Consider the following 22,173-nt stretch of genomic DNA (forward strand, 5'->3'; position numbering starts at 1 on the left):
CACCAGTATCGATGATTCCGTCCCGCCCCGAACGCCGACCGATACGGCGGTGAAGCGGCTGGACGGCATCGGCCACGTTCTCTCGGGTCTCGACATCTCGGCCATCCGGACCCAGGCCGACGTGAACCGTACGCTCTGGACGCTCGATGCCGCCAGCAAGTGCGTTCGCGCCGTGCTGGCGGAGTTCCGCACCCAGCCGGCCACGGAGCAGCTCGTCCGTAAATCCCGCAATCTGATCGACCTGATCGAACGCGCGCGCGACCAGGTCGTGAGCTTCGAATCCCGCGATCCGATCCTGAGCTGACTATTTCGTCCGATTGATCCTGGCGAGGATCCGGTCGGCCTCGGTGCGCCAGTCCGCACTGCGGGCGAACTCCCCGCTGCCCCTCAACCCGAACAGCCCCTCATCGGCGAGATCAGCCATCCAGGCCTGCCGCTCGGCCGTGCCTTGCGCCGACCATGGCGTCAGCCCCGCCTCCCGCACGGTCTCGGCAACCTCCCGCACCTCTTCGGCCCGGCGGCGGCCGTGCTCGATCACGCGCTGGAAGCAATAGGCGCCCAGCTCCTCCCAATCGATCCCGGGGAACGTCTCCGCAAGCGAAGGCAACACCGCATCCTCGACACCATAGGCGCGCGCTGTCGTGAAGCTCTCGATGACCATGGCCTCCAGGCCCTTGATCATGATGCTGCGGCACATTTTGACGGCCGAGGACACGCCGAGCTTGTCACTGGCAACCTTGGCCGCGAAACCGATCGCGTTCAGCAGCGGCTCGAGCTCTCTCGCGCCGGGTCCGCCGAGCAGCAAGGGCACCTTGATGCGATAAGGCGGCACCGAGGTCATCACCGCGCCCTCGACATAGCGCCCGGCGGCACCGTCGATCAGCGCCGCCGCGCGCTGCTTGGCGCCGGGAGAGGCCGAGTTGAAATCGAGAAACCAGGTGCCCTGGTTGATCGCCGTCGCACAGGCCTCTGCGACCGGCACGGCCTGGCTCGCCGTGACGGCGGAGATGATGAAGTCGGATTTCGCGGTCAGCTCGGCGTGAGAGGTCGCAAGAGCGACAGCGAATTTCGCCGCATGCTCCTGCAGCGGCACACCCTGCTCGCCTCCGAGCTTGATATCGTAGGCTGAGACTTTGATGTCCTGCTGGCGCAAATCCTCAGCCAGTATCCTGCCGACCTCGCCATAGCCGACCAACCCGATCTGCCAGCGCCTGGGATCACCTGCCATCAGTTCAGCCCTCGTGTCGTCTCGTCGAAGAGCTCATCGACCGTATAGCGGCGCGGAATCAGCGCCTGCTGGAATGCGTAGTCGATGATCAGCTCGAGCGGTTTTCTGTTGGCCTCGATCCCATACGGAACGAGGTCCGGCGTTGCCGTCGCTCCCGTCTGGGCCTTGTTGCGCTTGAGCAGATCATAGACGCCGGCGACCACGTCGGGGCGCGATTTCGCCAGGCTCTCGGTCACGACCACGAGATGGTTGACCGGGACCACGCCACGTCGCGCATACCATCTGGCGGCCTCCGTGGCCGGATCGGGAAACAGCGGCTTCAGCCTGGGATCATCGGAGGTCTCGCCGAGGACGGCATCGAGCTCGCCGTCGAGCAACATCTGGAGGATCTTCTTGTCCTTCGGGGCGCGCTCCGTGGTGTCGACATACTCGGCGACGTGCGGATCCTCGAAGGTGATCCAGCGGATCCTGTCGAGATCGACGCCGTAATCGTTGGCGAGGATGCCCCTGATCCAGGCGCCCGTCGTGGTCGTGAAGGAGCGGATGCCGACACGCTTGCCTTCGAGATCGGTGGGCCCGAGCGTCCCATGCGCGGGATTATAGAGAGCGTAGGAATGCTGGAAGCGGCCGAGCATGGTCGCCGGCAGCAGCACCAGCGGCTTGGCGTGCGCTTTCGCCATCAGATAGGTGACGATCGCCATCTCGCAGACGTCGAAGGCCTGCTCGCGCACCATCGGCTTGAACGCCGTGTTGGTCGGCGTGTATTCGATGAAATCGAGATCGAACAGGTCGGAACGGAGCGCCCCGCTCTTCACCGCCTGCACATGGTGGTGACTGCCGAGCACGGCCTTCAGCTTGATGTTGCGGACCGGCGTCATGCCAGCTCGTCCGCAACCGTCGGGAACAGGCGCTGATAGGCCTCGCCATAGGTCATGGGCACGCCGGTGTTGCGGCTGCCCTGGATGCCGCGGTTGAGCGCGACGCGCTCGTAATAGCCCCAGAGATGTTTTTGCGCGGCGAGAATCTGGAACGCCTCGTATTTCTCCTTCCAGACCTCGTCGATTTTGAGGATCGTGTCCGGCTTGTAGTTGCACTGCTCGGGCTGGTGCGGCTCGAACAGGAACACCGGCGGCGCCGAATATTTGTACGGCGCGCCGGGCTTGTGGCCCATGGCCTGCGCGACCACGCGCGTCTCCTGCGCGAAATGCGCCGCGTTCGGATGGTCGAAATTATAGGGGTCTTCCAGCGCATGCGTCAGGACGAAGCTCGGATTGAGCTCGTGGTAGATATCCACCATGCGGTCGAAATGCGCCTCGGTGAGCTTCAGCGGATAGTCACCGCAATCGAAGAACTCGATTTCGGCACCCAGCAGCCTGGCTGCCCGCTCCGCTTCGTCCTTGCGGCCGGCCTTGACCGATTCCAGCGTCGCACCCTGCTCCTTCCAGGCGAACTGGCTCTCGCCGCGCTCGCCAAAGGACAGGCACACGATCTTCACGCGATAACCTTTCTTCGCATGCAGCGCGATGGCGCCGCCGGCGCGCCAGACGAAATCGCCGGGATGGGCGGTGACGACGAGGCCTGTTTTCATGGGCTACTCCTTTTTGTTTCGTATGCATGCGTCCACAGCACATGTCCTCCCAGCGTGCCGGTCGCGATGACGTCGTCACGCCTCGAACCCGAACAGGCGCGCGGGATTGTCGACCAGAATCTTCGTCTGCAGCTCCGGCTCCGGCGCGAACAGCGGGATCAAATCGACGAGATCGCCGTCATTCGGCATCACCCCGACGTTGGGATGCGGCCAGTCCGTGCCCCAGATGACGCGATCCGGCGCGGTCTCGACGATCTCTCGCGCGAACGGCACCGCATCGGTGAACGGCGGACCGATAGAGGACACCCGCTCCGAGCCGCAAATCTTCACCCAGCACTTGTCATCGCGCTGCATCAGCTCGATCAGGATCTTGAACGGCAGCTGGTCGAGCCCGTCCCCCGCCTTCACCCGGCCCATATGGTCGATGGTGTAGGTCAGCGGCAGCCTCGTCAGCATGTCGGCATATTCGGGCAGATCGATCGCATCGAAATGCAGATCGATGTGCCAGCCGAGCGGCCTGACCATCGCGACGATGCGGTCGAACACGCGCTTGTCGGGGACGCCGCCGAGATGGCGGACGAAATTGAAACGGCAGCCGCGAAAACCGCCCTCATGCAGCACGCGCAGGTCGCGCTCGGTGACGGCGCCATCGATGTTGGCGACGGCACGGTAGGCGCCATTGCTCTCAGCGATCGCATCGAGCGCCACCCTGTTGTCGGTGCCGTGCACGCTGGCATTGACGATGACGGCCCGCTCCACGCCGAGCTTGGCATGCAGCGCGCGAAAATCCTCCAGCGGCGCATCCGGCGGCGTGTAGGAACGCTCCGGCGCGTACGGATATTTCGTGCCGGGCCCGAAGATGTGGCAATGCGCGTCACACGACAACTTCGGCAGCCTGAACTTCGGCGTGCGCGTGTTCGGGTCGGGCGGTGGAATGGTCGGCGTGTACATCATCGTCATGAGGTGAACCGCCGAAGCGAGATTTCTTGCTTCACGCCTTGCCGGCGACGACCGGCCGCCGCCGCGCCGGCGCGGCCTCATCCAGCGCCGGCGCCTGGAAAGCCGCGACGGTGGCCTGCACCAATTGTTCGATGGCGCAAGCGGCATCGCTGCCGTCGGCCTCGCCGCGCGACAGGCGCGACACGCGTTCCGGCGTCACCAGTGAATAATAGAGTGCGCCGAGCAGGAAATGGCTGCGCCAGACGATGTCCGTGCGCGGAATGTGCGGCAGACTCTCGTGCACCGCGTCGATGAAGGCGTGGCTGGTGTCGTCGAAGGTCTGCGCGATGATCTTTCGCGCGACCTCGTTACCTTCCGCCGACATCACCGCGCGCAGCCGCGTGAAACGCGCCCCGCCGCCGGCGAGATCGCTGCCCGAGGTGAAGGCCGGCACCACATAGGCCCGAACGATCGCCTCCAGCCGGTCCTGGAGATCGCGCACGCGCTTTGCGGCCGCGAGCAGCTCGGAACGGCGCAGATTCATCGGCCCGCAATGACGCCGGTAGATCTCCAGCAGCAAACCGTCCTTGGTCTTGAAATGATAGGTCACGCTGCCCGGATTTGCCCCGGCAGCTTGCGCAATGTCGCGCACCGATACGGCATTGAAGCCGTTGGTGGCGAACAGCTCCTCCGCGGCGGCGAGGATCGCCTCGCGCATGTTCGGCTTGCGGGCCGCTTCCTTGCTGGTGGGCTTGCGTACCATGAGATTTGTACTATCGTACAAAAGATCAGGTCTCGTCAACAAGAACGTGGCAATGGCGGGACGGCGCAGGCGCGTAAGCGCCGTTCAGTGACTGGCGCTCGCCCGCATCTTCTCCGGCGGTACGGGACGCAGTCCGAGATCGCCCTCTCCGTCTCCCGACGGGATCAGGATGGCGCGGTCGCGCGGCAGCGCCTCCGGCATCTCGTCGCGGATGAAGGCGATGAGCTTCTCCCTGATCTCGCAGCGCAGGTCCCACGACTGCGGTGCGTTCCTGGCACTGACCAGTGCCCGAAGCTCGATGGTGCGCGAATCGGCATCGATCACCTGGAGATTCACCACCTCCCCGTCCCACAGCTTCGACTGCTTCACCGCCTCCTCCAGCCAGCGTCGGATGCGCGGGACGTCGGCGCGATAGTCGACATGCAGCGCGACGACGCCGATGAGGGATGCGGTGTCGCGCGTCCAGTTCTGGAACGGCTTTTCGATGAAGTAGGACAGCGGCACCACCATGCGGCGCCAATCCCACAGCCGGATCACGACATAGGTCGAGGCGATGTCCTCGATCCAGCCCCATTCGTTCTCGATGATCACGGCATCCTCGATGCGGATCGGCTGTGTGATCGCGATCTGCAGGCCGGCGATCAGATTGCTCAGCAGCGGGCGCGCGGCAAGGCCGACGATGATGCCGGCAGCACCTGCGGAGGCGAACAGGCTGACTCCGTATTGCTTCACGGAGTCGAACGTCATCAGCGCGGCGGAGACCGTGATGATGACGATGATGGTGTCGGTGACGCGCTTGAACACGCGCACCTGCGTGACGTGCTTGCGCGCGACGAAATTCTCGGTGACATCGCGAAAGTTCTGCAAGTAGCGCGCCGCGCTCATGTCGACGATCCGGATCGAGATCCAGCCGATCAGCGCGATGAAGGCCACGACGAACAGCCGCGTCAGGGGGGTGCGGATCGTATCGTCGAGCGGCGCCAGCGGCAGCACCATTGCGACGGCGGCAAGGCAAAGCGCCATTTGCGCGGGGCCCGCCGTGCGCTCGATGAACACGCTCAAGAGCGGAAGCCGCGTTCCGAAAGCGCGGTTGAGCAGCCATGTGGCGACCCGGTAGGCGAGCAGGGCAAGAAGGATCGCGCCGGCAACCAGGGTGAGGCCGATGAACCATGACGGTATCCAGCCGAACATCCTGTCGATATCGGCCGTCAGAGCCTGCCAATCCATGGATCGTCCCCATCATTGCATTCCCGCAACCCGCACAACGCATCCCGGCCGGCTTCGCTCCCCCGCCCCGTGCAATGCAGCATCCCGCAGGTGCAACCGTCGCTGAGCTGCGCTAGGCTTGTCGCCATGACTCGACGAACCGGCAGCGCCGATCTTCCTCTTCACACCGGGCGGGTTCCGCCTTGGCTGGCAAGTCGCATGTCCTCGCTCGGGGCGATCGTCACCCAGGCGATCGTGCTTCATTACGGCCGCGACGCATTCCTACAGCGCCTGTCGCATCCATTCTGGTTCCAGTCGTTTGGCGCCGTGATGGGAATGGACTGGCACTCCTCCGGCATCACCACCTCCGTGATCGGCGCGCTGAAGCGCGGGCTCGGACCGCTCCAGGACGAGCTCGGGATTTACGTCTGTGGCGGTCGCGGTCAGCATTCGCGCAAGACGCCGGACGAGCTGTTGCAGCTCGGCGACCGCGTCGGATTCGACGGCGTCAAGCTGACCCGGGCCAGCCGTCTGGTCGCCAAGGTCGACAGCGCCGCAGTCCAGGACGGCTTTGACCTTTACCTGCACGGCTTCTTCGTCACCACTGAGGGCAACTGGACGGTGGTGCAGCAGGGCATGAACGGCGACAAGCGGCAGGCGCGGCGCTATCACTGGCACTCCGAGGCACTGAAGAGCTTTGTCGATACGCCGCACAGCGCAATCGACGGGCCGCAGCAGGGGGAGATCGTCAATCTCACCGATCATCGCGCCGATCTATCTCGGACGGCACAGCTCGAGCTGCTCTCCGACCTCGGCCCGGATCGCATCGTCTCCGAATTCGAGCGGCTCGCGGGGACCCCGTCCACGCCGGCGCAAGGCATGCTGCCGCATCTGATCATGCCTGCGCATCATGATGTGCGGCCGAAGGACGTGTTCGCGCGCCGCCTGCACGGCACGCTCGCCGCCGCAGCCGAACGCGGCCCGGTCGATTTCCCGGAGCTGCTGCTGACGCCGGGCGTCGGCGCGCGCACGGTACGCTCGCTGGCGATGGTTGCCGAGGTCGTGCACGGCGCGCCCTATCGCTTCACCGACCCCGCCCGTTTCTCGCTCGCCCATGGCGGCAAGGACCGGCATCCCTACCCCGTTCCGATCAAGGTCTATGACGAGACCATCCGGGTGCTGAAGGGCGCGATCCGAAACGCGAAGCTCGGACGCGACGAGGAGATGCAGGCGATCAAACGCCTCGACGACCAGGCACGGCGGTTGGAGAGGACCGCGCGCGGGCCTTCGGTCGAGGCTTTCATCGCCGGCGAGCGTGCGGCCTCACCGGAGCTCGATGGCCGTTCGGTGTTCGGCTGGGAGCGTGACCTTGCGCCCACAAAAAAGCGGACCGGCTGAACACCGGTCCGCAAGTTGGCGGAAGGAACGTCCTCTCAGGTCTCGTCGGCCTCCGGCTTCTCATCGAGCCGGTTTGCTGCGTGGTCCTGATATTGTTCGGTCTGGATGGACTTGCCGTCCATGCCACGAATGTCCGAATGCTGTTTCTTGTCGCGGTTGGACAGGACCATGTTGTCGCCGATCATCTCCTTCGGCACGTCGGTCAATGCGCCGGTGCCGTCGCCCTTGCCATGCATGCCCGATCTGAAGTGCGTCTTGCTGCCATGCCCACCAGGCATCAGTCTCTCCTCTCTTCGGATGATTTAGTGCTTCTGTTGTGCCGTCGTCGGTTTGGGCGGCTTGTGGCCGCTCTGGCCGGGATCGTTGTGCTTGTTGTGATCGCTCTCCTGGTTGAGACCGCCGCGGCTCACTGGAAACTCGCTGTGACGAGCTTCGGGGTTCGCACGATGGACGCGCGTGTCTTGCGGGTTATGACCGGCGGCCTGCTCGAGTTCTCGCGCATCCGGAACATCTGGCTTCCGCTCGAGGATGCGCACTTGCTGTTCGTGAGTCTTCTTGCCCTGCATTGTGGGCCTCCAATCTTACCGGCCTCTTCGGGGCGAACCGCTCCGCGCGACATCCTTGTCGATACCGCCACCGGCGTTCACGTCGTTTTCGACGTCGCCTTCGATCGTGTTCTCGCCCAAGACGTCCTCGAGGTCGTCAGGCGAAACGCCTGCCCTGTTCACGCCCTTGGATCCGCCGATCAGGGGGTTGTCATGCAGGTCCTTCTCGGTCGGCGCGTACAGCTTGGGTTGCTTGTTGGCCATGTCACCTGCCTCCGCCCTTTCCGGCCTCGTCGTGCGTGTGATGGGAATCGCGCTCGCCACCGCCGCCGGAAACCCGGCTGTGGCTGCGCTGCGGATCGTCCGCCGGCGGCTTCTTCACCTGAAGCGGTGCCTTCGCGTTCTCATGCGAGGCGCCGGGTCCGCCCTGTCGAATGCTGTTCGGTGTCTTCGTGGATGTCGACATGAATGTCGTCCTCCTCAGCGATCTTGCTGATAGCCTTGGTTGGTCGTGTTCTGCTTGATGTTGCCCTGCTGTCCCTGCTGATCTGGATTCTGTACACGCTCCTGACCGTGCGGCATCTGATCGGCGGACATCTGCTTGCGATCGCCGGTTCCCTTGCGGCTCTGATTGTCCGGTGGAACAGGTGGCATCTTGCTGGCCATGATCTGGTCTCCCGTTAAGACGTCGATCTGCGACATGCGCCCAAGGAACTCCCCTCCGCGCCATGTCGGGATGACAACAGCACGAACGGCACACCGTTCCTGGCCGATCACAACAGGCAAAGATTTTCCGAAGGGCGCCGCCGACGTCAGTTTGCCGCGGTGAGGGAACGATCGCCCCTCGTTCCGCTGCGTGCAGTCGCCTCTGTTCCGCGGCCCTCTGCCGTGACAGGAAGCTTCGCGATCGCGCGCAAGCCCGGCCGCTTGCGCCAGCGGATTTCAGCGGCATCGACGGCAAGACTCAATTTCGGCCAACGCACGAACAGCGCCTCCAGCGCGCAGGCCGCCTCGATGCGCGCGAGCTGATGGCCGAGGCAGAAGTGGATTCCCGTGCCGAATGAGATATGGCGGTTCGGCTTGCGTTCGAGATCGAGGGTCTCGGGACGATCATGTACCGCGGGATCCATGTTCGCAGCGGCGAGCATCACCATGACGCGATCGCCCTTCTTCAGGCGCACGCCCTCGACCTCGACATCGCGCCGCACGTAGCGTGGCTTGGAGAATTGCACGGGCGAGACGAAGCGCAGAAACTCCTCGACCGCGAGCCCGACGCGGCTCCAATCCTGTTCCAGCCAGTCGCGCAGCTCGGGATTCCTGAGTAGCTCGTAGATGGAACCGCTGATGAGATGGGTGGTGGTTTCCGATCCCGCCCCGAGCAACAGAAACACCATCGAGACCATTTCATCCGGCGTGATCTGGCCGCCTTCGCGCTCGACCTGAATCAGCTCGGCAATCAGGCCCTCGCCGCCCTGGACACGCGCGATCTGCAACTGCTGCTCGAGGTAGGCGCGCATCTTGCGCACCGTGAACAGCAGGCGGAAGAAGCTGACGACATTCGTCAGCGAGGATATCGCGTTGGCCCAGGCGATGAACTTTGGACGATCTGCGAGCGGCAGGCCGAGCAGCTCCGAGATCACCGCGAGCGGCAGGATGCGCGCATAGCGCTGGACCAGATCGGCCGGGGATCCTTGCGCAAACAGCTCGTCGGCCAGACCGTCAGCGATGGCCCGGATGCGCGGCTCCATCGCAACGATCGCGCGGCGGCGAAACGCTTCGTCGACGATGCTGCGCAGCCGCGTGTGATCCGGCTCGTCCATCGTCAGCATGTTGTTGGCGATGGTCCTGACGAATCTCGGCATCCACCAGCGCAAGCCCGCGATGTCGCCATCCTCCTTGCGCAACGTGAAGGTCGCGCCGTCCTTCAGAACCTGCGCCGTGGCGTCATGGGTCGTGGTGATCCAGACATCGCCGACGATGGGAAACCGCGTCGCGACCACGGGTGCGAACATGCGCAATTTCGCGATCGCCTTGGGCGGATCGCGAAAGAAGGCCTCGCTGGTGAAATCGAGGCGCGCTGTCATGTGATCACCGGAACGATTGGTGGCGTATCACCGAGATGGTGCGCGGCGCGGCCGGCGCAAGGGTGCGTCTGCTCGTCGGCCGCAGGCGTGGCGAGCCGCGCCTATCCGCGCCCGGAGGAGCGCTGGCCGCTCTTACGCTGCTGTTGGGTGTAGGCGTCCCAATGGCTCCAGCTGCCATTGCTGAGGCTCTGCAGGTCGGTTGCGAGTGGACGGCGCGTCCGTTTGTCGTGATCGGCGATGGCGCGCTCCGACTGTGCGATCTTGCGCTTGAGTTCCGCGATCGTCTTCTGCGTCTGGCCGTTGCGCTTCGAGGTGGCGATCTCGCCCATCGTGAAGCGCGCGGTCTCCAGCGCCTTCAGCTCGGCGCGGTTCTTCTTCAACTGAACCCGGTGCCAGGCGATGTTGCTGTCGCTGTCCGCAACCATGTGGGAACTCCGCTGATTCGGTCCCACATAGTATCGTGCGCCGAATCGGCGCCGCAACGCCCCGGCGGTGGCGAAAATGCGATCTTCTCGCGCAGAAATTCCGGATCTGGAGCCCCCGCAACGGGGCCCTAGATTCTTATTTGGGCGGGTCTTCTTGACGCGAACCGGTATCCACTTCGCTCGAAAACGCTTCAGCGCTCGGCGAAGGCCTTCTCTACCACGAACTGGGCAGGCTCGCCGTGATTGCCCTCGACGAAGCCGCGCTCACCCAGGAGGACGCGGGTGTCCGCCACAAGGGCCGGGCTGCCGCAGATCATGACGCGGTCATGGGCAGCTTCCAGCACCGGCAGGCCGATATCGGCGAACAGCTTGGCTGAGGTGATGAGATCGGTGATGCGGCCGCGATTGCGGAAGGGATCGCGCGTCACGGTCGGATAGTAGATCAGCTGGTTCTGGATGTACTCGCCGAGCAGCTCGTCCTTCGGCAGATGCTCGGTGATCATCTCGCCATAGGCGAGCTCCTTGACGTGCCGACAGCCGTGCAGCAGCACCACCTTCTCGAACCGCTCGTAGGTCTCGGGATCCTTGATCACGCTCAGGAACGGCGCAAGACCCGTGCCGGTGCCGATCAGGTAGAGGTTACGTCCCTCTTCCAGATTGTCGATCACCAGTGTGCCGGTGGCCTTGCGGCTGACGATGATCTCGTCGCCTTCCTTCAGATGTTGGAGGCGCGAGGTCAGCGGTCCGTCTGGCACCTTGATCGAGAAGAATTCCAGCGTGTCCTCGTAATTGGCGCTGGCGACGCTGTAAGCCCGCAGCAGCGGCTTCTCGCCGACCTTGAGCCCGATCATGGTGAATTCGCCGTTACGGAAGCGGAAGGTCGGGTTGCGGGTGGTCTTGAAGGAGAAGAGCGTATCGGTCCAGTGGTGGACGCTCAAAACGCTTTCTTGATTGAAATTGCTCATCTCACCTTCCCTGTCGCGTCGATTGCGGTTCCGAGGCCGGCAGCTATGCGTCGTTTGTACACGATCATTCGTATACTAATGAATAATCCGGCTTGATCCCGCGGTCAAGGCTGCCCAAGATCGGAAGCGTTGCAGTTAGGAATAAGGAGCCCCTTCCATGGCGCATGACGCACCCCAGGCCACCGGACCCTCGAAGCTGGTGATCCGCAATATCGGCCTGATCCTGTCCGGCGCTTTGGAAAAGCCGATCCTGGACGGCGACACCATCGTCGCCGAGAACGGCAAGATCAGCGCGATCGGCCGCTTCAAGGAGGTCAATACCGAAGGCGCCACCACCATCGTCGACGCCAACGGCACCACGGTGGCGCCGGGCCTGATCGACAGCCACGTCCACCCTGTCGCCGGCGACTGGACGCCGCGGCAGAACCAGATCAACTGGATCGACAGCTATCTCCACGGCGGCGTCACCACCATGATCTCCGCCGGCGAGGTGCACATGCCTGGCCGCCCCCGCGACGTCGTCGGCCTCAAGGCCATGGCCGTGTTCGCCCAGCGCGCATTCTGGACCTTGCGCCCCGGCGGCGTGAAGGTTCACGCTGGCGCGCCGGTGATCGAATGCGAGATGGTGGAAGAAGACTTCAAGGAGATGGCGGCCAACGGCGTCAAGCTGCTCGGCGAGGTCGGCCTTGGCGGCGTCAAGGACGGCCCGACCGCGCGGAAAATGGTCGGCTGGGCGCGCAAATACGGCATCCAGAGCACCATCCACACCGGCGGCCCCTCGATTCCCGGCTCCGGCCTGATCGACAAGGACGTGGTGCTGGAGGCCGACACCGACGTGGTCGGTCACATCAACGGCGGCCACACCGCCCTGCCCGACGACCAGATCCGCTGCATCTGCGAGGGCTGCAAGCGCGGCCTTGAGCTCGTGCACAACGGCAATGAGCGCTCGGCCCTGTTCACGCTGCGCACCGCCCGCGAGATGGGCGACCTGCATCGCGTCATCCTTGGTACCGACGCGCCCGCCGGCTCCGGCGTGCAGCCGCTCGGCATTCTGCGCATCGTCTCGATGCTGTCCTCGCTCGGCGACCTCCCGGCCGAGATCGCATTCTGCCTTGCCACCGGCAACACCGCCCGGATGCGCCAGCTCGACTGCGGCCTGATCGAGGTCGGCCGCTCCGCCGACTTCGTCATCATGGACAAGGCCCAGCACTCGCCGGGCAAGAACATCCTGGAGAGCGTTCAGCTCGGCGATCTCCCCGGCATCGGAATGACCATCATCGACGGCATCGTCCGCACCCAGCGCAGCCGCAACACGCCGCCCGCCGGCAAGGTGCCGGAGGTGGTGGCGAAGTGATGCAGCCGGAGCGGCCCGCCGCTCGCACCGTCCCTCGAAGGCATTGAACAAGTCGCAAGCCTGTTGCGTCTAACGCAGGCAGCCCTCGGCGGCGGCAGTTCATTGTTCGACCATCGAGGCTGACATGAAGGACCCATCACGGATAGCCGTGGGCGTGGCTGGCGCGGTGGCGGGCTATATCGCGATCTTTGTGCTGTTTTCTCTGCTCGATGTCGGCAACCGTGCGGACCCGATCACATCGGGTCTGCTGGGACTGTTCGTCTACTCGCCCACCGGTGCAATCGCCGGCGCGGTCCTCGCCAATTGGCTCGTGACGCGTTCAGGCAAAAATGCAGGGCAGGACGCAGGCGTCGGCGGCGTCGCGCGGAACAGCTTAAAGTCGCTCGGCATCGTCGCCCTGCTCTGCACCGCCGGCCTCGGCGCCTACATTGCGTACGCATACGCGACCGCAACGCCCTGGCTCAACCGCAACGGCGCCAATCCCCTGCTCGTGTTCGAGGTCCGCTTTCCGGCGGGAGTAACGGTGCCGACATCGGCGCAGGACATCACCATCGAACTGCAAACCGACATCAACACCATGCCGGGCGAAGTCAGTCCGGCCGCGTTCTATCGCGATGGTGACCAGGCGGTTATCGCCGGCGAAGTCGAGCTGGCGTTTCGAACCTCGCACCGGCAGCTCGCCATCACCATCCAGGGCCAGCCGAGCCGGATCTATCCGATCGATTTGACGGCCCGGGCGCCGCATACGCCGGAATTCGGAACGTGGCGGCGGCTTGGTGACGGCAGCGAAATCCGCTACCGCGCCAAATGGCCGGGAAAGACGTAAGAGATCAGCGCTTCTTCGCAATCTCACAGCGCACATAGGTCTGGCGCTTGGCCCGCCCAACCGGACCGTTGTCCATCACCAGCCTGCCATCCGCAGCGAGAGAGACGCGAGGATTGGAGCGAAATTTTTCGCCCTCGCCTTCGCAGGCCAGCTTCATTTTCCAGCCGAGCCTTCCGTCGGCCGTGATCTGGCTGGCGCGGCACCGCGTCTCATACCAGTACAGGCGATTGCCGCCCTCGATGCTCATGCGGTTGGGACTGTCGTCGTCGCGACAGTCCTTTTTGGTCGAGGCCCAGAAGCCTTCGTAAGGCTGCGCCGCCAAGGCGGGAGCGCTTTCGCCGACGAGCACGGCAGCAAAACTCAAGACAACCGCAAAGCGCGTCGCAACTCTCATGACCAAAACCTCGATAAACCCTTCATCAAGGTTAGTCGCCAGTTCCGGCACCTTGTTCAACTGCCGTAGGGTGGTCAAACGGCGCGAAGTGCCGTGCCCACGATTTTTGCGACTCGAGAAAGGATGGCGGGCACGCTTCGCTCTGCCCGCCCTACGAAACCTTCACCTGAGCTTGTTCAGCAGCATCATCAGCGTCTCGCGCTCTTTCGCCTCGAGCGGCGCCAGCGTCTCGCGGGTGATCGCCAGCGCGTTCGGCGCCAGCTTTTCGGCAAGCTGCTGTCCGGCGCGGGTCAGGCTCACCAGCAGGCGGCGGCCGTCCTCGGGATCCTGGCTCGTCTCGGTGAGGCCGCGCGCGGTGAGACGATCGATCACGCCCTTGATGGTCGCGACGTCCATCGCCGTCAGGCGCCCGAGCTGATTCTGCGAGCACGGCCCGGTCTCGGCCAGTTTCGACAGCGCCGCCCATTGCGTCGGCGTCAGATTGGTGCCGATGTCGCGGGCGAAGATCGAGCTGTGGCGCTGCCAGACCTGGCGCAGGATGAAGCCAACCTGTTCGTCGAGCACGTAAGGCGGTTTCGCCGGTTTGACACTTTTCTTTGCCGCAACGCTTCTCGCCATCCGTTCGCAGCCCTTCCCCTTGCCTCACAACGACAGATGCGCGTCGCGGATATCCGGGCGCGCGTCGAGCTCGGCCATGGTGCCGCCGAAGCAGATGCGGCCGCGCTCGATGATGTAGGCGCGATCCGAAATCAGCCGCGCGAAATGCAGATTTTGCTCGGAGACGACGATGCTGACGCCTTCCTTCTTCATGGTCAGGATGGCGTCGACCATCTGCTCCACGATCTTCGGCGACAGGCCCTCCGACGGCTCGTCCAGCAGCACCAGCGAGGGATTGCCCATCAGCGTGCGCGCGATGGTGAGCATCTGCTGCTCGCCGCCGCTCATGCGTCCGCCCGGGCGGTTCTTCATCTCGCCGAGGTTAGGAAACAGCGCGAACAGCTTTTCGCGCGTCCAGTGCGGTGCGTTCGGACGCTTCGGCTGGCGGCCGACTTCGAGGTTTTCCTCGACGGTCAGGTCCGTGAAGATGCGACGCTCCTCCGGCACGTAGCCGAGGCCATCGCGCACGATCTCGTGTGTCGGCTTCGACGAGACGTCCTTGCCCTCGAACGTGATGCGGCCGGAGCGCTGCGCGACGAGGCCGACGATCGACCGGAACGTCGTCGACTTGCCGGCGCCGTTGCGTCCCAGCAGTGCCACCACCTCGCCCTCGCCGACCTCGAAGCCGATGTCGAAGAGGATATGCGCCGGACCATAATGGCTGTTGAGGTCTTGCACCGTGAGCTTCATGTGGAGGCTCCCTCGCGGTGCCGGGCATCGTAGACAAGGCCCTCGCCGAGATAGACCGCCTGCACCTGGGGATTGCCGCGCACTTCCGCCGGCGAGCCCTCCGCGATCAACGTCCCGCGGTTGAGCACGAGGATGCGGTCGGCATGCTCGAACACCACGTCCATGTCGTGCTCGGTGAAGAGAACGCCGATGGATTTTTCCCGGGCAATGCGCGCGGTCAGCCGCATCAATTCGACGCGCTCGCGCGGTGCCATTCCGGCCGTCGGCTCGTCCATCAGCAGCAGCTTGGGCTGGTTGGCGAGCGCAACCGCAAGCTCGAGCCGCTTGAGATCGCCATAGGCAAGCTCGCCGCAGGGCCGGTCCGCATAGCCGCCCATGCCGACCAGCTCGAGCAGGCGGCCGGCCTCGTCGCGGTCGAACTTCGGCGCCGAGCCGAACAGATTGAACAGCTGCTTGCCGTGCGAGATCAGCGCGACCTGCACGTTCTCGCGCACGGTCATGGTGGCAAAGGTCGCGGTGATCTGGAATGTGCGGCCGACGCCGAGCCGCCAGACCTCACGCGGCTTCCGGCCGGTGATCTCCTCGCCGAGCAGGCGGACGTGCCCGCTGTCAGGCATGTTCTGGCCGTTGAGCATGTCGAAGCAGGTGCTCTTTCCCGCGCCGTTCGGCCCGATCAGCGCCAGGATCTCGCCGGCCCGCAGCGAGAACGAGACGCCGCGCACGGCATGGATGCCACCATAGGATTTGGTCAGGCCTTCGACCGCGAGAAGTGGAGGTGCGACGCTCATTCGGCAGACTCGATCGGCTTGGCGAGCAAAGTTGATCCCGGCGGCGATGCTTTCTTGCGGCGCTGCGCCAGCATCTCCAGCGTGCCGACGATGCCCTTGGGGAAGACGACGACGATCAGCATGATGAAGCCGCCAAGCACGAGCTTCGACAGATCGGTCTGGCTCACCAGCCAGATATTCAAAGCCTTGTAGATGATGGCGCCGATCACCGCGCCCGACACCGTCTCGACGCCGCCGAGCAGCACCATGACCAGCGCGTCGACCGAGAGCGAGATGCCGAGATTGTCGGGGAACACGCTGCCCTTCAGGTAGGCAAACAGCGCACCGCCGATGCCGGCGGTCGTGCCGGCGATCACGAAGGCGGTCCACTGGATGCGCTTGGCATCGATGCCGATGGCTTCGCTGCGCAGAACCGAGTCGCGCGTGGCACGAAGCGCGTAGCCGAACGGCGAGAACACCATGGTCCGCAGCGCGACGGTCACCAGCGCCGCGACGCCGAGCGAAAGCCAGTAGAAGCGCGACGGGCTTGCCGCCCAGCTCGACGGCCAGAGGCCGAGAATGCCGTTGTCGCCGCCGGTCACGTCCACCCACTGGAACGCGATCGACCAGACGATCTGCGCGAAGGCGAGCGTCAGCATCGCGAAATAGACGCCGGAGAGCTGCACCGCGAAGAAGCCGAACACGGCCGCGCCCATGCAGCCGAGCAGCGGCCCGAGCAGCAAGCAGACGATCATCGGCAGTCCCGCCATCTTGGCGAGGAAGGCGATGCCATAGGCGCCCAGGCCAAAATAGGCGGCGTGCCCGAACGATGCGAGGCCGCCGACCGACATCAGGAAGTGCAGGCTGACGGCGAAGATCACGAAGATCGCGATCTCCGAGCCCACGGTCAGCAGATAGTTGCCGGCGAACAGCGGCAGCATCGCTGCGACGATCAGCGCCGCAAGCGCCATCAGCCGCTCGTTCGACGTCAGCGGCCGCCAAGGATTGACGGTGAGACCCGGCGTCTTGCGCGCGGCCGCCTCCGGCTTGCCGAACAGGCCCCAGGGACGCACGATCAGCACCACGGCCATGACCAGGAAGACGAGAATGATCGAGATCTTCGGGAAGATCAGGATGCCGAAGGCATTCAGCTCGGAGACCAGCACCGCCGCGACGAAGGCGCCGACGATGCTGCCGAGGCCGCCGATCACGACCACGACGAAGACCTCGACGATGATGCGCAGGTCCATGGCGTGGTGCACGGCATCGCGCGGGATCTGGAGCGCGCCGCCGAGCGCTGCCAGGAAGACACCGACAGCGAACACCGACGTGAACAGCCACTTTTGGTTGACGCCGAGCGCGGCCACCATGTCGCGATCCTGCGTCGCCGCGCGCACCAAGACGCCCCAGCGCGTGCGCTGGAACAGCAGCCAGAGAATGCCGAGCACGACGGGACCGAGCACGATCAGGAACAGGTCGTAGCTCGGAATGTTCTGGCCGAAGAAATCGATCGCGCCCCTGAAGCCCGGCGCGCGGCGGCCGACGAGATCGTCGGGCCCCCAGATCAGCACGACGAGATCCTCGACCATCAAGGTCAGGCCGAAGGTCGCGAGCAGCTGGAACAGCTCGGGCGCATGATAGATGCGCCGGAGCAGCACCATCTCGACGATGACGCCGATCAGCGCCACCGCGAACGCGGCCAGGACGATGCCGCCCCAGAAGCCGAACGCGCCGGACAAGCGCTCGGTCAGCGTGAAGGCGATGTAGGCGCCGATCATGTAGAAGGCGCCATGCGCGAAATTCACGATCCGGGTCACGCCGAAGATGATCGACAGGCCCGAGGCCACCAGAAACAGCGACGCTGCGCTGGCGAGACCGGTCAGAAACTGTACGACGTAAAAGGCCATCGGCGGTCCGGGTTGGTTAGGTCTCGGTGCTGGTCTTCATCCTTCGAGACGGCGCTCCGCGCCTCCTCAGGATGAGGTCCGGGACCCTCATAGTGAGGAGCGCGGCGACGCCGCGCGTCTCGAACCATGAAGGCCCCGGTCTCTGTTGTATCAATCCTTCGGACGCAACTTCGCGACTTCGGCATCGCTGGGCAGATAGTCCGCGCCTTTCTTGTAAGACGAGTCCACCATCACGCCCTTGCCGTCCTTCAGCGCGGTCTTGCCGACGAAGGCCCCGAGCGTCGACTGGTGGTCGATCTTGCGGAAGGTGATCTCGCCGAACGGCGATGGCATCGTAAGCCCCTCCGCCGCGGCAATCAGCTTCTCCGGATCGGTCGATCCTGCCTTGGCCAGGATCGCGGCGGCCGACTTGATGGTCTGGTAGCCGACGATCGAGCCGAGACGCGGATAGTCGTTGTACTTGGCCTGGTACGCCTTCAGGAACGCGTCATGCTCGGGCGTCTTGATCGAGTACCAGGGATAGCCGGTGACGATCCAGCCCTCCGGCGTCTCGTCCTTGAGCGGGTCGAGATATTCGGGCTCGCCGGTGAGGAAGGAGACGACCTCGCGCCCCTTGAACAGGCCGCGGGTGTTGCCTTCGCGCACGAGTTTGACGAGATCCGCGCCGAACGTGACGTTGAGGATCGCTTCCGGGTTGGCGGCGGCAACCGCCTGCACCACCGGGCCGGCGTCGATCTTGCCCTGCGGCGGCCATTGCTCGTCGATCCACTGGATGTCGGGGCGCTTCTCCGACATCAGCTTCTTGAACACCGCGACCGCCGACTGGCCGTATTCGTAGTTCGGCGCGATCGTCGCCCAGCGTTTCGCCGGCAGCTTGCTGGCAGCTTCCACCAGCATCGCCGCCTGCATGTAGTTGGAGGGACGCAGGCGGAAGGTGTATTTGTTGCCCTTGGACCAGGTGATGGCGTCCGTGAGCGGCTCGGCCGCGAGGAAGAACACCTTCTTCTGGTTGGCGAAGTCAGAGACCGCAAGACCGATGTTCGACAGGAACGTTCCCGCGAGCATCGCGACGCCCTCGCTCGAGACGAGCTCGTTGGCCGCGGTCTGCGCGTCCGCCGGCTTGCCGCCGTCGTCCTTGGAGATGACGACGAGCTTCTTGCCGTTGATGCCGCCGGCCGCGTTGACTTCCTCGACCGCAAGCTGCCAGCCCTTGCGATAGGGCTCGGTGAATGCCGGCAGCAGCGAATAGCTGTTGATCTCGCCGATCTTGATGTCCTGCGCCAGGGCCGAATGGGCCATGCCGCCTGCCAGAAGCGCGAAGGCCGCGCCGACGATAGTATTTCTTGCTCGCATCCCAACCTCCAATTTGAACTCGCCTACGACTTCTATCTCAGACCGTCTTCGCCCTTGATCTCCGCGACCGTCAGCCCGCCGACGCGCGGCAGCGGACGGCCGCTGTCGGTGACGGCGACAGCGACCATGATCTCGTTGGCGCGCGGCGCATCGTTGATCTGTACCTCCATCCCGTCGAAATGGCTGCGGACGAAGGCTGCGTCCTTGTGCCCCAGCGGAATGTCCAGGGTCGTGCCGGGGCCGCTGCGCTTCTTCGAGGACGGGATCAGCGCCGCGCCCTTCCCCAGAACTTTACGCACCGGCGCGCCCATCTTGGGGTGGAGGATTGCGGCGGCATGCTCCAGCTCGCCGTTCTCGCCGACGGCCGCGGCCTTGCCGTAGCTATGTGCCTTGGCGCCATCGATGCCGAGCGCCGCCACCGCGCGCTTCGATAAGAGCTCGCCCAGCTCCTCGCCGATCGCGATCAGCGGCGAAAGATCCTCGACATATTTTCCGGCGAAAGGATTTTCGATCACGGCGATCGCGGCGGCACGCCGGGTCGGCGGCGACACCTGGCGTCCCATCTCCATCTGCGTCTCTTCGACGACGGTGACGATCTTGCGGATGATCGCGCTCATGTTTCGCTTCCCTGTTCAGGCATGGATCGCGTTCTCCAGCACACGCGGGCGCGATCGTTGCTCTTCTATATCCTTTGTTCCGATGACAAGCATATCACCACAAAGCCGCAGCACGGCACCTTCGATCAGTCCGCGATCGAACAATTGCCGTGCACATTCCGCGCCAGATTCAAGCGCGGCGGCGATCTCATTGTGAGACAGCTCGCCGACACCGCGCGTCACGAGGCGCGCGCCCAGATCGCTGTCGGGCTGAAGCTCGTTCGCAGGCTGTCGGATGATTGCGGGATGCCCGGGCAGATCGACGGCATTGGCGATCACGGTCGCGGCCGCATCGGCCTGCGAAGCGGTTGCGGCCAGCACGGTCACGGCATCGGCGATCCCGAGCGAAAAGCTGCGGCCGTGCCGACCGCTGGTCGCGACGCCCCGCACCGGATCGTTCGCATCGATCCGCATCCTCCGCATCACGCCGTCGTGGTCGGGACGATCCATCAGGCCGACCGAAAAATGCTCGCCCACACCGAGATGCAGCGCGATGTCGCCGCCATTGTTGACGTAAATCCGATCGAGCGGTGCAGCGCGCAGCATCGCGGCCAGAATCTCCTCCGCGACGCTGCCGGCAACGGCCGCCATCGGCGTGATGAAGCAATCGGCGGCATAAGGCGCGACGGCAGCGTGCATGCGGCGGGCGACAACGCCCTTCAGCGAGGTCTTCTCCTCGACCGCCGTACGCAGCCCTGGCAATTCCGCGCAAAGCTCGTCGAGCAATCCAGTGAACCGCAGCGCCGCAGCCTCATAGGCGACCCGCACCGCATCCGTACGTCCCCTCGCCTCCACGATCAGATCGATCGGTCCATCCTGCAAATGCAGCCGCCGGCCATCAGACAGCAATGCGATTTGCGGGCGCCTGGTCATGTGCGAGGCCCCGGAATCGGGTTCTGCCAGGGCAATTGGCGGACATCGTCGCCGCTCTGCACCTCGGAGAGCGGCTTCACATAATCCATGTGGCCACCGAGCGCGGCATAGTCGGACAGCTTCATGGTGAATTCGATCGGCGCGACCAGGGCCGGTGTCGGCACATAGCCGAACGCGCCTGACGGCATCTGCGTCACGTCGACCATGTAGGTGATGCCGCCGCCGGGCCAGACATAGACCGGCGCGCCGCCGCTGGTGACGCGCGTCAGCGCATCCTTCACCGAGCGCGTCAGCCGCACCGGGTTGTCGGTGACGCCAGCGCGCAAGGAGCCGCCCGCGCCCGCCATGAACAACACCGTGCACAACGCGGGCTCGCAATTTTCCTGGATGCGCTCGACCGAGAACTTCAAGTCGTCAGGCATCTCGGTCTCGACCGGCTTCAAGGCCTGGTCGAGCACGTAATAGGATGAATGCTCTCCGGTGGTGGAGACCATCAGCATGGTCAGACCGGGCTTTGCTTCCTTGGCATCGAACGGGCCAAGGATCGACAGGGGATCTGAGATGTTGGTGCCGCCCCAGCCCGTGCCTGGATCGGCCACCTGGAAATAGCGGCCGGGCGTCGAGCGACGGCCCTTCATCTTGATGCCGGTGTCGGCGATGTCGAGCAGCTTGCCCGCTTGATGCTCGCTGAGCACGCCGGTGATGTGGTCATCGACCACGACGACTTCGTCCACCTTGCCGTGCCATTGCTTGGCGAACATGCCGATCGTCGCCGAGCCGCAGCCGACGCGCATGCGCTCTTCCTTCACGCCGTTGACGATCGGCGGCTGCCCGGCCTGCACCACCACGGTGGCGCCGCCATCGATGGTGAGCTCGACCGCCTTGCAATTGGCGAGGTCCATCAGCGTGTCGCAGGTGACGCGGCCCTCCTTCTTGGAGCCGCCGGTGAGATGATGCACGCCGCCTAGCGAGAGCATCTGCGAGCCGTATTCGCTGGTGGTGACATGGCCGACCGCCTCGCCCTGCGCGCGCACGGTCGCGGTCTCCGGGCCGAGATAGCGATCGGTGTCGATCTTCACCTTGATGCCGCAATAGGAGAAGATGCCCTCGGTGACGACCGTCACCATGTCGACGCCTTCGACCTCCGCAGAGACGATGAAAGGCGCCGGCTTGTAGTCGGGATAGGTCGTGCCTGCCCCGATCGCCGTCACGAAAGTCGAGGGCTCGTGGACGATCTTGCCGTCCCAGTCCTCGGTGCGGCTGAACGGGACGAGCTTGCCGCCGTGAGAGACGGTGCGCTCCAGGATGACATGCGGATCGACGCGGACCAGCTTGCCGTCGTGATTGGCATAGCGATCGCAGGCCCCCGCCGCGCCGGGCTTGATGTAGCACATCACCGGACAAGCATCGCAGCGGATCTTGTCGATGACGGCGCTCGTCGTTTCTGTCACCATGTCGGAGCTGGCGGACACCGCTGTTATCATTCGTATACGAACGATGTTGCGCGCGCTGCCCCGGCGCTGTCAAGCGGCGGTGCAGCGCAAAAGATGCCACT

27 protein-coding genes are annotated in these 22,173 nt (G+C 64.6%); 4 read left to right on the forward strand and 23 right to left on the reverse strand.

What is annotated here, in order from left to right:
- Positions 1–49 precede the first annotated feature (49 nt).
- On the forward strand, positions 50–304 hold the full coding sequence (locus I6F24_RS10810; protein ID WP_346656905.1) for a hypothetical protein: 255 nt from the start codon (positions 50–52) through the stop codon (positions 302–304).
- On the opposite strand, the gene I6F24_RS10815 is transcribed toward I6F24_RS10810, so the two are convergent.
- The 6 genes from I6F24_RS10815 to I6F24_RS10840 all read right to left on the reverse strand — a co-directional run bounded on the left by I6F24_RS10815 (position 305) and on the right by I6F24_RS10840 (position 5,745).
- The gene (locus tag I6F24_RS10815) at positions 305–1,228 is read right to left on the reverse strand and encodes an NAD(P)-dependent oxidoreductase (RefSeq protein ID WP_225149455.1); all 924 of its coding nucleotides are present in this window, start codon (positions 1,226–1,228) and stop codon (positions 305–307) included. It abuts the gene before it with no gap.
- The gene (locus I6F24_RS10820) at positions 1,228–2,106 is read right to left on the reverse strand and encodes a hypothetical protein (protein ID WP_225149454.1); all 879 of its coding nucleotides are present in this window, start codon (positions 2,104–2,106) and stop codon (positions 1,228–1,230) included. The genes I6F24_RS10815 and I6F24_RS10820 overlap by 1 nt, the downstream gene beginning before the upstream one ends.
- On the reverse strand, positions 2,103–2,816 hold the full coding sequence (locus I6F24_RS10825) for a PIG-L deacetylase family protein (protein WP_225149453.1): 714 nt from the start codon (positions 2,814–2,816) through the stop codon (positions 2,103–2,105). Before I6F24_RS10825 ends, I6F24_RS10820 begins: the two co-directional genes overlap by 4 nt.
- 75 nt (positions 2,817–2,891) lie before the next feature.
- Positions 2,892–3,776, reverse strand: coding sequence for an amidohydrolase family protein (locus I6F24_RS10830; protein ID WP_225149452.1), 885 nt, complete (start codon positions 3,774–3,776; stop codon positions 2,892–2,894).
- Between the two features lie 31 nt (positions 3,777–3,807).
- Positions 3,808–4,518, reverse strand: a complete 711-nt coding sequence (locus I6F24_RS10835) for a TetR family transcriptional regulator (RefSeq protein WP_036001304.1) — start codon at positions 4,516–4,518, stop codon at positions 3,808–3,810.
- Between the two features lie 84 nt (positions 4,519–4,602).
- Positions 4,603–5,745 carry a mechanosensitive ion channel family protein gene (locus I6F24_RS10840; protein WP_225149451.1) on the reverse strand — a complete coding sequence of 381 codons (1,143 nt, stop codon included), beginning with the start codon at positions 5,743–5,745 and terminating at the stop codon, positions 4,603–4,605.
- Positions 5,746–5,871: 126 nt separating this feature from the next.
- Between I6F24_RS10840 and I6F24_RS10845 the strand changes: the two genes are divergently transcribed.
- Positions 5,872–7,122 (forward strand): DUF763 domain-containing protein, encoded by a 1,251-nt coding sequence (locus I6F24_RS10845; protein WP_225149450.1) that lies wholly within the window; start codon positions 5,872–5,874, stop codon positions 7,120–7,122.
- 35 nt (positions 7,123–7,157) lie between these two features.
- Here the strand turns inward: I6F24_RS10845 and I6F24_RS10850 are convergent, their stop codons facing one another.
- The 8 genes from I6F24_RS10850 to I6F24_RS10885 all read right to left on the reverse strand — a co-directional run bounded on the left by I6F24_RS10850 (position 7,158) and on the right by I6F24_RS10885 (position 11,141).
- Entirely contained in the window at positions 7,158–7,400 is a 243-nt protein-coding gene (locus I6F24_RS10850) for a hypothetical protein (protein WP_036001316.1), read from the reverse strand.
- 24 nt (positions 7,401–7,424) lie between these two features.
- A complete protein-coding gene (locus tag I6F24_RS10855) occupies positions 7,425–7,688 on the reverse strand; it encodes a hypothetical protein (protein WP_036001319.1) in 264 nt (87 codons plus the stop codon).
- A gap of 15 nt (positions 7,689–7,703) precedes the next feature.
- Entirely contained in the window at positions 7,704–7,931 is a 228-nt protein-coding gene (locus tag I6F24_RS10860; protein ID WP_036001323.1) for a hypothetical protein, read from the reverse strand.
- Between the two features lies 1 nt (position 7,932).
- A complete protein-coding gene (locus tag I6F24_RS10865; protein WP_036001325.1) occupies positions 7,933–8,133 on the reverse strand; it encodes a hypothetical protein in 201 nt (66 codons plus the stop codon).
- Between the two features lie 14 nt (positions 8,134–8,147).
- The gene (locus I6F24_RS10870) at positions 8,148–8,333 is read right to left on the reverse strand and encodes a hypothetical protein (protein ID WP_036001413.1); all 186 of its coding nucleotides are present in this window, start codon (positions 8,331–8,333) and stop codon (positions 8,148–8,150) included.
- 146 nt (positions 8,334–8,479) lie between these two features.
- Entirely contained in the window at positions 8,480–9,751 is a 1,272-nt protein-coding gene (locus I6F24_RS10875; RefSeq protein ID WP_225149449.1) for a cytochrome P450, read from the reverse strand.
- 101 nt (positions 9,752–9,852) lie between these two features.
- Positions 9,853–10,176: a hypothetical protein gene (locus I6F24_RS10880; RefSeq protein ID WP_036001330.1), complete on the reverse strand. Its 324-nt coding sequence runs from the start codon at positions 10,174–10,176 to the stop codon at positions 9,853–9,855.
- Between the two features lie 191 nt (positions 10,177–10,367).
- Positions 10,368–11,141: a ferredoxin--NADP reductase gene (locus tag I6F24_RS10885; protein WP_225149448.1), complete on the reverse strand. Its 774-nt coding sequence runs from the start codon at positions 11,139–11,141 to the stop codon at positions 10,368–10,370.
- Positions 11,142–11,298: 157 nt separating this feature from the next.
- Here I6F24_RS10885 and I6F24_RS10890 point away from each other — a divergent pair, with 157 nt between their 5' ends.
- Together I6F24_RS10890 and I6F24_RS10895 are read left to right on the forward strand one after the other, a co-directional pair.
- Positions 11,299–12,495: an amidohydrolase family protein gene (locus tag I6F24_RS10890; RefSeq protein WP_036022345.1), complete on the forward strand. Its 1,197-nt coding sequence runs from the start codon at positions 11,299–11,301 to the stop codon at positions 12,493–12,495.
- A gap of 124 nt (positions 12,496–12,619) precedes the next feature.
- Complete coding sequence (locus tag I6F24_RS10895; RefSeq protein ID WP_036022343.1) at positions 12,620–13,321, forward strand: hypothetical protein; 702 nt, start codon at positions 12,620–12,622, stop codon at positions 13,319–13,321.
- A 4-nt stretch (positions 13,322–13,325) separates the two neighbouring features.
- On the opposite strand, the gene I6F24_RS10900 is transcribed toward I6F24_RS10895, so the two are convergent.
- The 9 genes from I6F24_RS10900 to I6F24_RS10940 form a co-directional block, all read right to left on the reverse strand.
- Positions 13,326–13,715: a hypothetical protein gene (locus I6F24_RS10900; protein ID WP_036022340.1), complete on the reverse strand. Its 390-nt coding sequence runs from the start codon at positions 13,713–13,715 to the stop codon at positions 13,326–13,328.
- A gap of 162 nt (positions 13,716–13,877) precedes the next feature.
- Positions 13,878–14,333 carry a MarR family transcriptional regulator gene (locus I6F24_RS10905; RefSeq protein WP_036001344.1) on the reverse strand — a complete coding sequence of 152 codons (456 nt, stop codon included), beginning with the start codon at positions 14,331–14,333 and terminating at the stop codon, positions 13,878–13,880.
- Between the two features lie 24 nt (positions 14,334–14,357).
- On the reverse strand, positions 14,358–15,062 hold the full coding sequence (locus tag I6F24_RS10910) for an ABC transporter ATP-binding protein (protein WP_036022338.1): 705 nt from the start codon (positions 15,060–15,062) through the stop codon (positions 14,358–14,360).
- Positions 15,059–15,850, reverse strand: coding sequence for an ABC transporter ATP-binding protein (locus tag I6F24_RS10915; protein WP_036001349.1), 792 nt, complete (start codon positions 15,848–15,850; stop codon positions 15,059–15,061). Before I6F24_RS10915 ends, I6F24_RS10910 begins: the two co-directional genes overlap by 4 nt.
- Positions 15,847–17,736 carry an ABC transporter permease gene (locus I6F24_RS10920; RefSeq protein WP_036022335.1) on the reverse strand — a complete coding sequence of 630 codons (1,890 nt, stop codon included), beginning with the start codon at positions 17,734–17,736 and terminating at the stop codon, positions 15,847–15,849. The genes I6F24_RS10915 and I6F24_RS10920 overlap by 4 nt, the downstream gene beginning before the upstream one ends.
- A 150-nt stretch (positions 17,737–17,886) precedes the next feature.
- A complete protein-coding gene (locus I6F24_RS10925; RefSeq protein WP_036022333.1) occupies positions 17,887–19,089 on the reverse strand; it encodes an ABC transporter substrate-binding protein in 1,203 nt (400 codons plus the stop codon).
- Positions 19,090–19,121: 32 nt separating this feature from the next.
- A complete protein-coding gene (locus I6F24_RS10930; protein ID WP_025035619.1) occupies positions 19,122–19,706 on the reverse strand; it encodes an amino acid synthesis family protein in 585 nt (194 codons plus the stop codon).
- Between the two features lie 15 nt (positions 19,707–19,721).
- On the reverse strand, positions 19,722–20,618 hold the full coding sequence (locus I6F24_RS10935) for a UPF0280 family protein (protein ID WP_036022330.1): 897 nt from the start codon (positions 20,616–20,618) through the stop codon (positions 19,722–19,724).
- Positions 20,615–22,072: a 6-hydroxynicotinate reductase gene (locus tag I6F24_RS10940; RefSeq protein ID WP_193375175.1), complete on the reverse strand. Its 1,458-nt coding sequence runs from the start codon at positions 22,070–22,072 to the stop codon at positions 20,615–20,617. The genes I6F24_RS10935 and I6F24_RS10940 overlap by 4 nt, the downstream gene beginning before the upstream one ends.
- Positions 22,073–22,173 lie beyond the last annotated feature (101 nt).

Origin of the sequence: Bradyrhizobium sp. BRP23 (assembly GCF_020194135.1) — a bacterium.
GTDB lineage: Bacteria > Pseudomonadota > Alphaproteobacteria > Rhizobiales > Xanthobacteraceae > Bradyrhizobium > Bradyrhizobium yuanmingense.

Coding starts and splice junctions, on each gene's coding strand:
- I6F24_RS10815 (WP_225149455.1), bottom strand. CDS start 1,228: ATGGCAGGTGATCCCAGGCGCTGGCAGATCGGGTTGGTCGGCTATGGC.
- I6F24_RS10820 (WP_225149454.1), bottom strand. CDS start 2,106: ATGACGCCGGTCCGCAACATCAAGCTGAAGGCCGTGCTCGGCAGTCAC.
- I6F24_RS10825 (WP_225149453.1), bottom strand. CDS start 2,816: ATGAAAACAGGCCTCGTCGTCACCGCCCATCCCGGCGATTTCGTCTGG.
- I6F24_RS10830 (WP_225149452.1), bottom strand. CDS start 3,776: ATGACGATGATGTACACGCCGACCATTCCACCGCCCGACCCGAACACG.
- I6F24_RS10835 (WP_036001304.1), bottom strand. CDS start 4,518: ATGGTACGCAAGCCCACCAGCAAGGAAGCGGCCCGCAAGCCGAACATG.
- I6F24_RS10840 (WP_225149451.1), bottom strand. CDS start 5,745: ATGGATTGGCAGGCTCTGACGGCCGATATCGACAGGATGTTCGGCTGG.
- I6F24_RS10845 (WP_225149450.1), top strand. CDS start 5,872: ATGACTCGACGAACCGGCAGCGCCGATCTTCCTCTTCACACCGGGCGG.
- I6F24_RS10850 (WP_036001316.1), bottom strand. CDS start 7,400: ATGCCTGGTGGGCATGGCAGCAAGACGCACTTCAGATCGGGCATGCAT.
- I6F24_RS10855 (WP_036001319.1), bottom strand. CDS start 7,688: ATGCAGGGCAAGAAGACTCACGAACAGCAAGTGCGCATCCTCGAGCGG.
- I6F24_RS10860 (WP_036001323.1), bottom strand. CDS start 7,931: ATGGCCAACAAGCAACCCAAGCTGTACGCGCCGACCGAGAAGGACCTG.
- I6F24_RS10865 (WP_036001325.1), bottom strand. CDS start 8,133: ATGTCGACATCCACGAAGACACCGAACAGCATTCGACAGGGCGGACCC.
- I6F24_RS10870 (WP_036001413.1), bottom strand. CDS start 8,333: ATGGCCAGCAAGATGCCACCTGTTCCACCGGACAATCAGAGCCGCAAG.
- I6F24_RS10875 (WP_225149449.1), bottom strand. CDS start 9,751: ATGACAGCGCGCCTCGATTTCACCAGCGAGGCCTTCTTTCGCGATCCG.
- I6F24_RS10880 (WP_036001330.1), bottom strand. CDS start 10,176: ATGGTTGCGGACAGCGACAGCAACATCGCCTGGCACCGGGTTCAGTTG.
- I6F24_RS10885 (WP_225149448.1), bottom strand. CDS start 11,141: ATGAGCAATTTCAATCAAGAAAGCGTTTTGAGCGTCCACCACTGGACC.
- I6F24_RS10890 (WP_036022345.1), top strand. CDS start 11,299: ATGGCGCATGACGCACCCCAGGCCACCGGACCCTCGAAGCTGGTGATC.
- I6F24_RS10895 (WP_036022343.1), top strand. CDS start 12,620: ATGAAGGACCCATCACGGATAGCCGTGGGCGTGGCTGGCGCGGTGGCG.
- I6F24_RS10900 (WP_036022340.1), bottom strand. CDS start 13,715: ATGAGAGTTGCGACGCGCTTTGCGGTTGTCTTGAGTTTTGCTGCCGTG.
- I6F24_RS10905 (WP_036001344.1), bottom strand. CDS start 14,333: ATGGCGAGAAGCGTTGCGGCAAAGAAAAGTGTCAAACCGGCGAAACCG.
- I6F24_RS10910 (WP_036022338.1), bottom strand. CDS start 15,062: ATGAAGCTCACGGTGCAAGACCTCAACAGCCATTATGGTCCGGCGCAT.
- I6F24_RS10915 (WP_036001349.1), bottom strand. CDS start 15,850: ATGAGCGTCGCACCTCCACTTCTCGCGGTCGAAGGCCTGACCAAATCC.
- I6F24_RS10920 (WP_036022335.1), bottom strand. CDS start 17,736: ATGGCCTTTTACGTCGTACAGTTTCTGACCGGTCTCGCCAGCGCAGCG.
- I6F24_RS10925 (WP_036022333.1), bottom strand. CDS start 19,089: ATGCGAGCAAGAAATACTATCGTCGGCGCGGCCTTCGCGCTTCTGGCA.
- I6F24_RS10930 (WP_025035619.1), bottom strand. CDS start 19,706: ATGAGCGCGATCATCCGCAAGATCGTCACCGTCGTCGAAGAGACGCAG.
- I6F24_RS10935 (WP_036022330.1), bottom strand. CDS start 20,618: ATGACCAGGCGCCCGCAAATCGCATTGCTGTCTGATGGCCGGCGGCTG.
- I6F24_RS10940 (WP_193375175.1), bottom strand. CDS start 22,072: ATGGTGACAGAAACGACGAGCGCCGTCATCGACAAGATCCGCTGCGAT.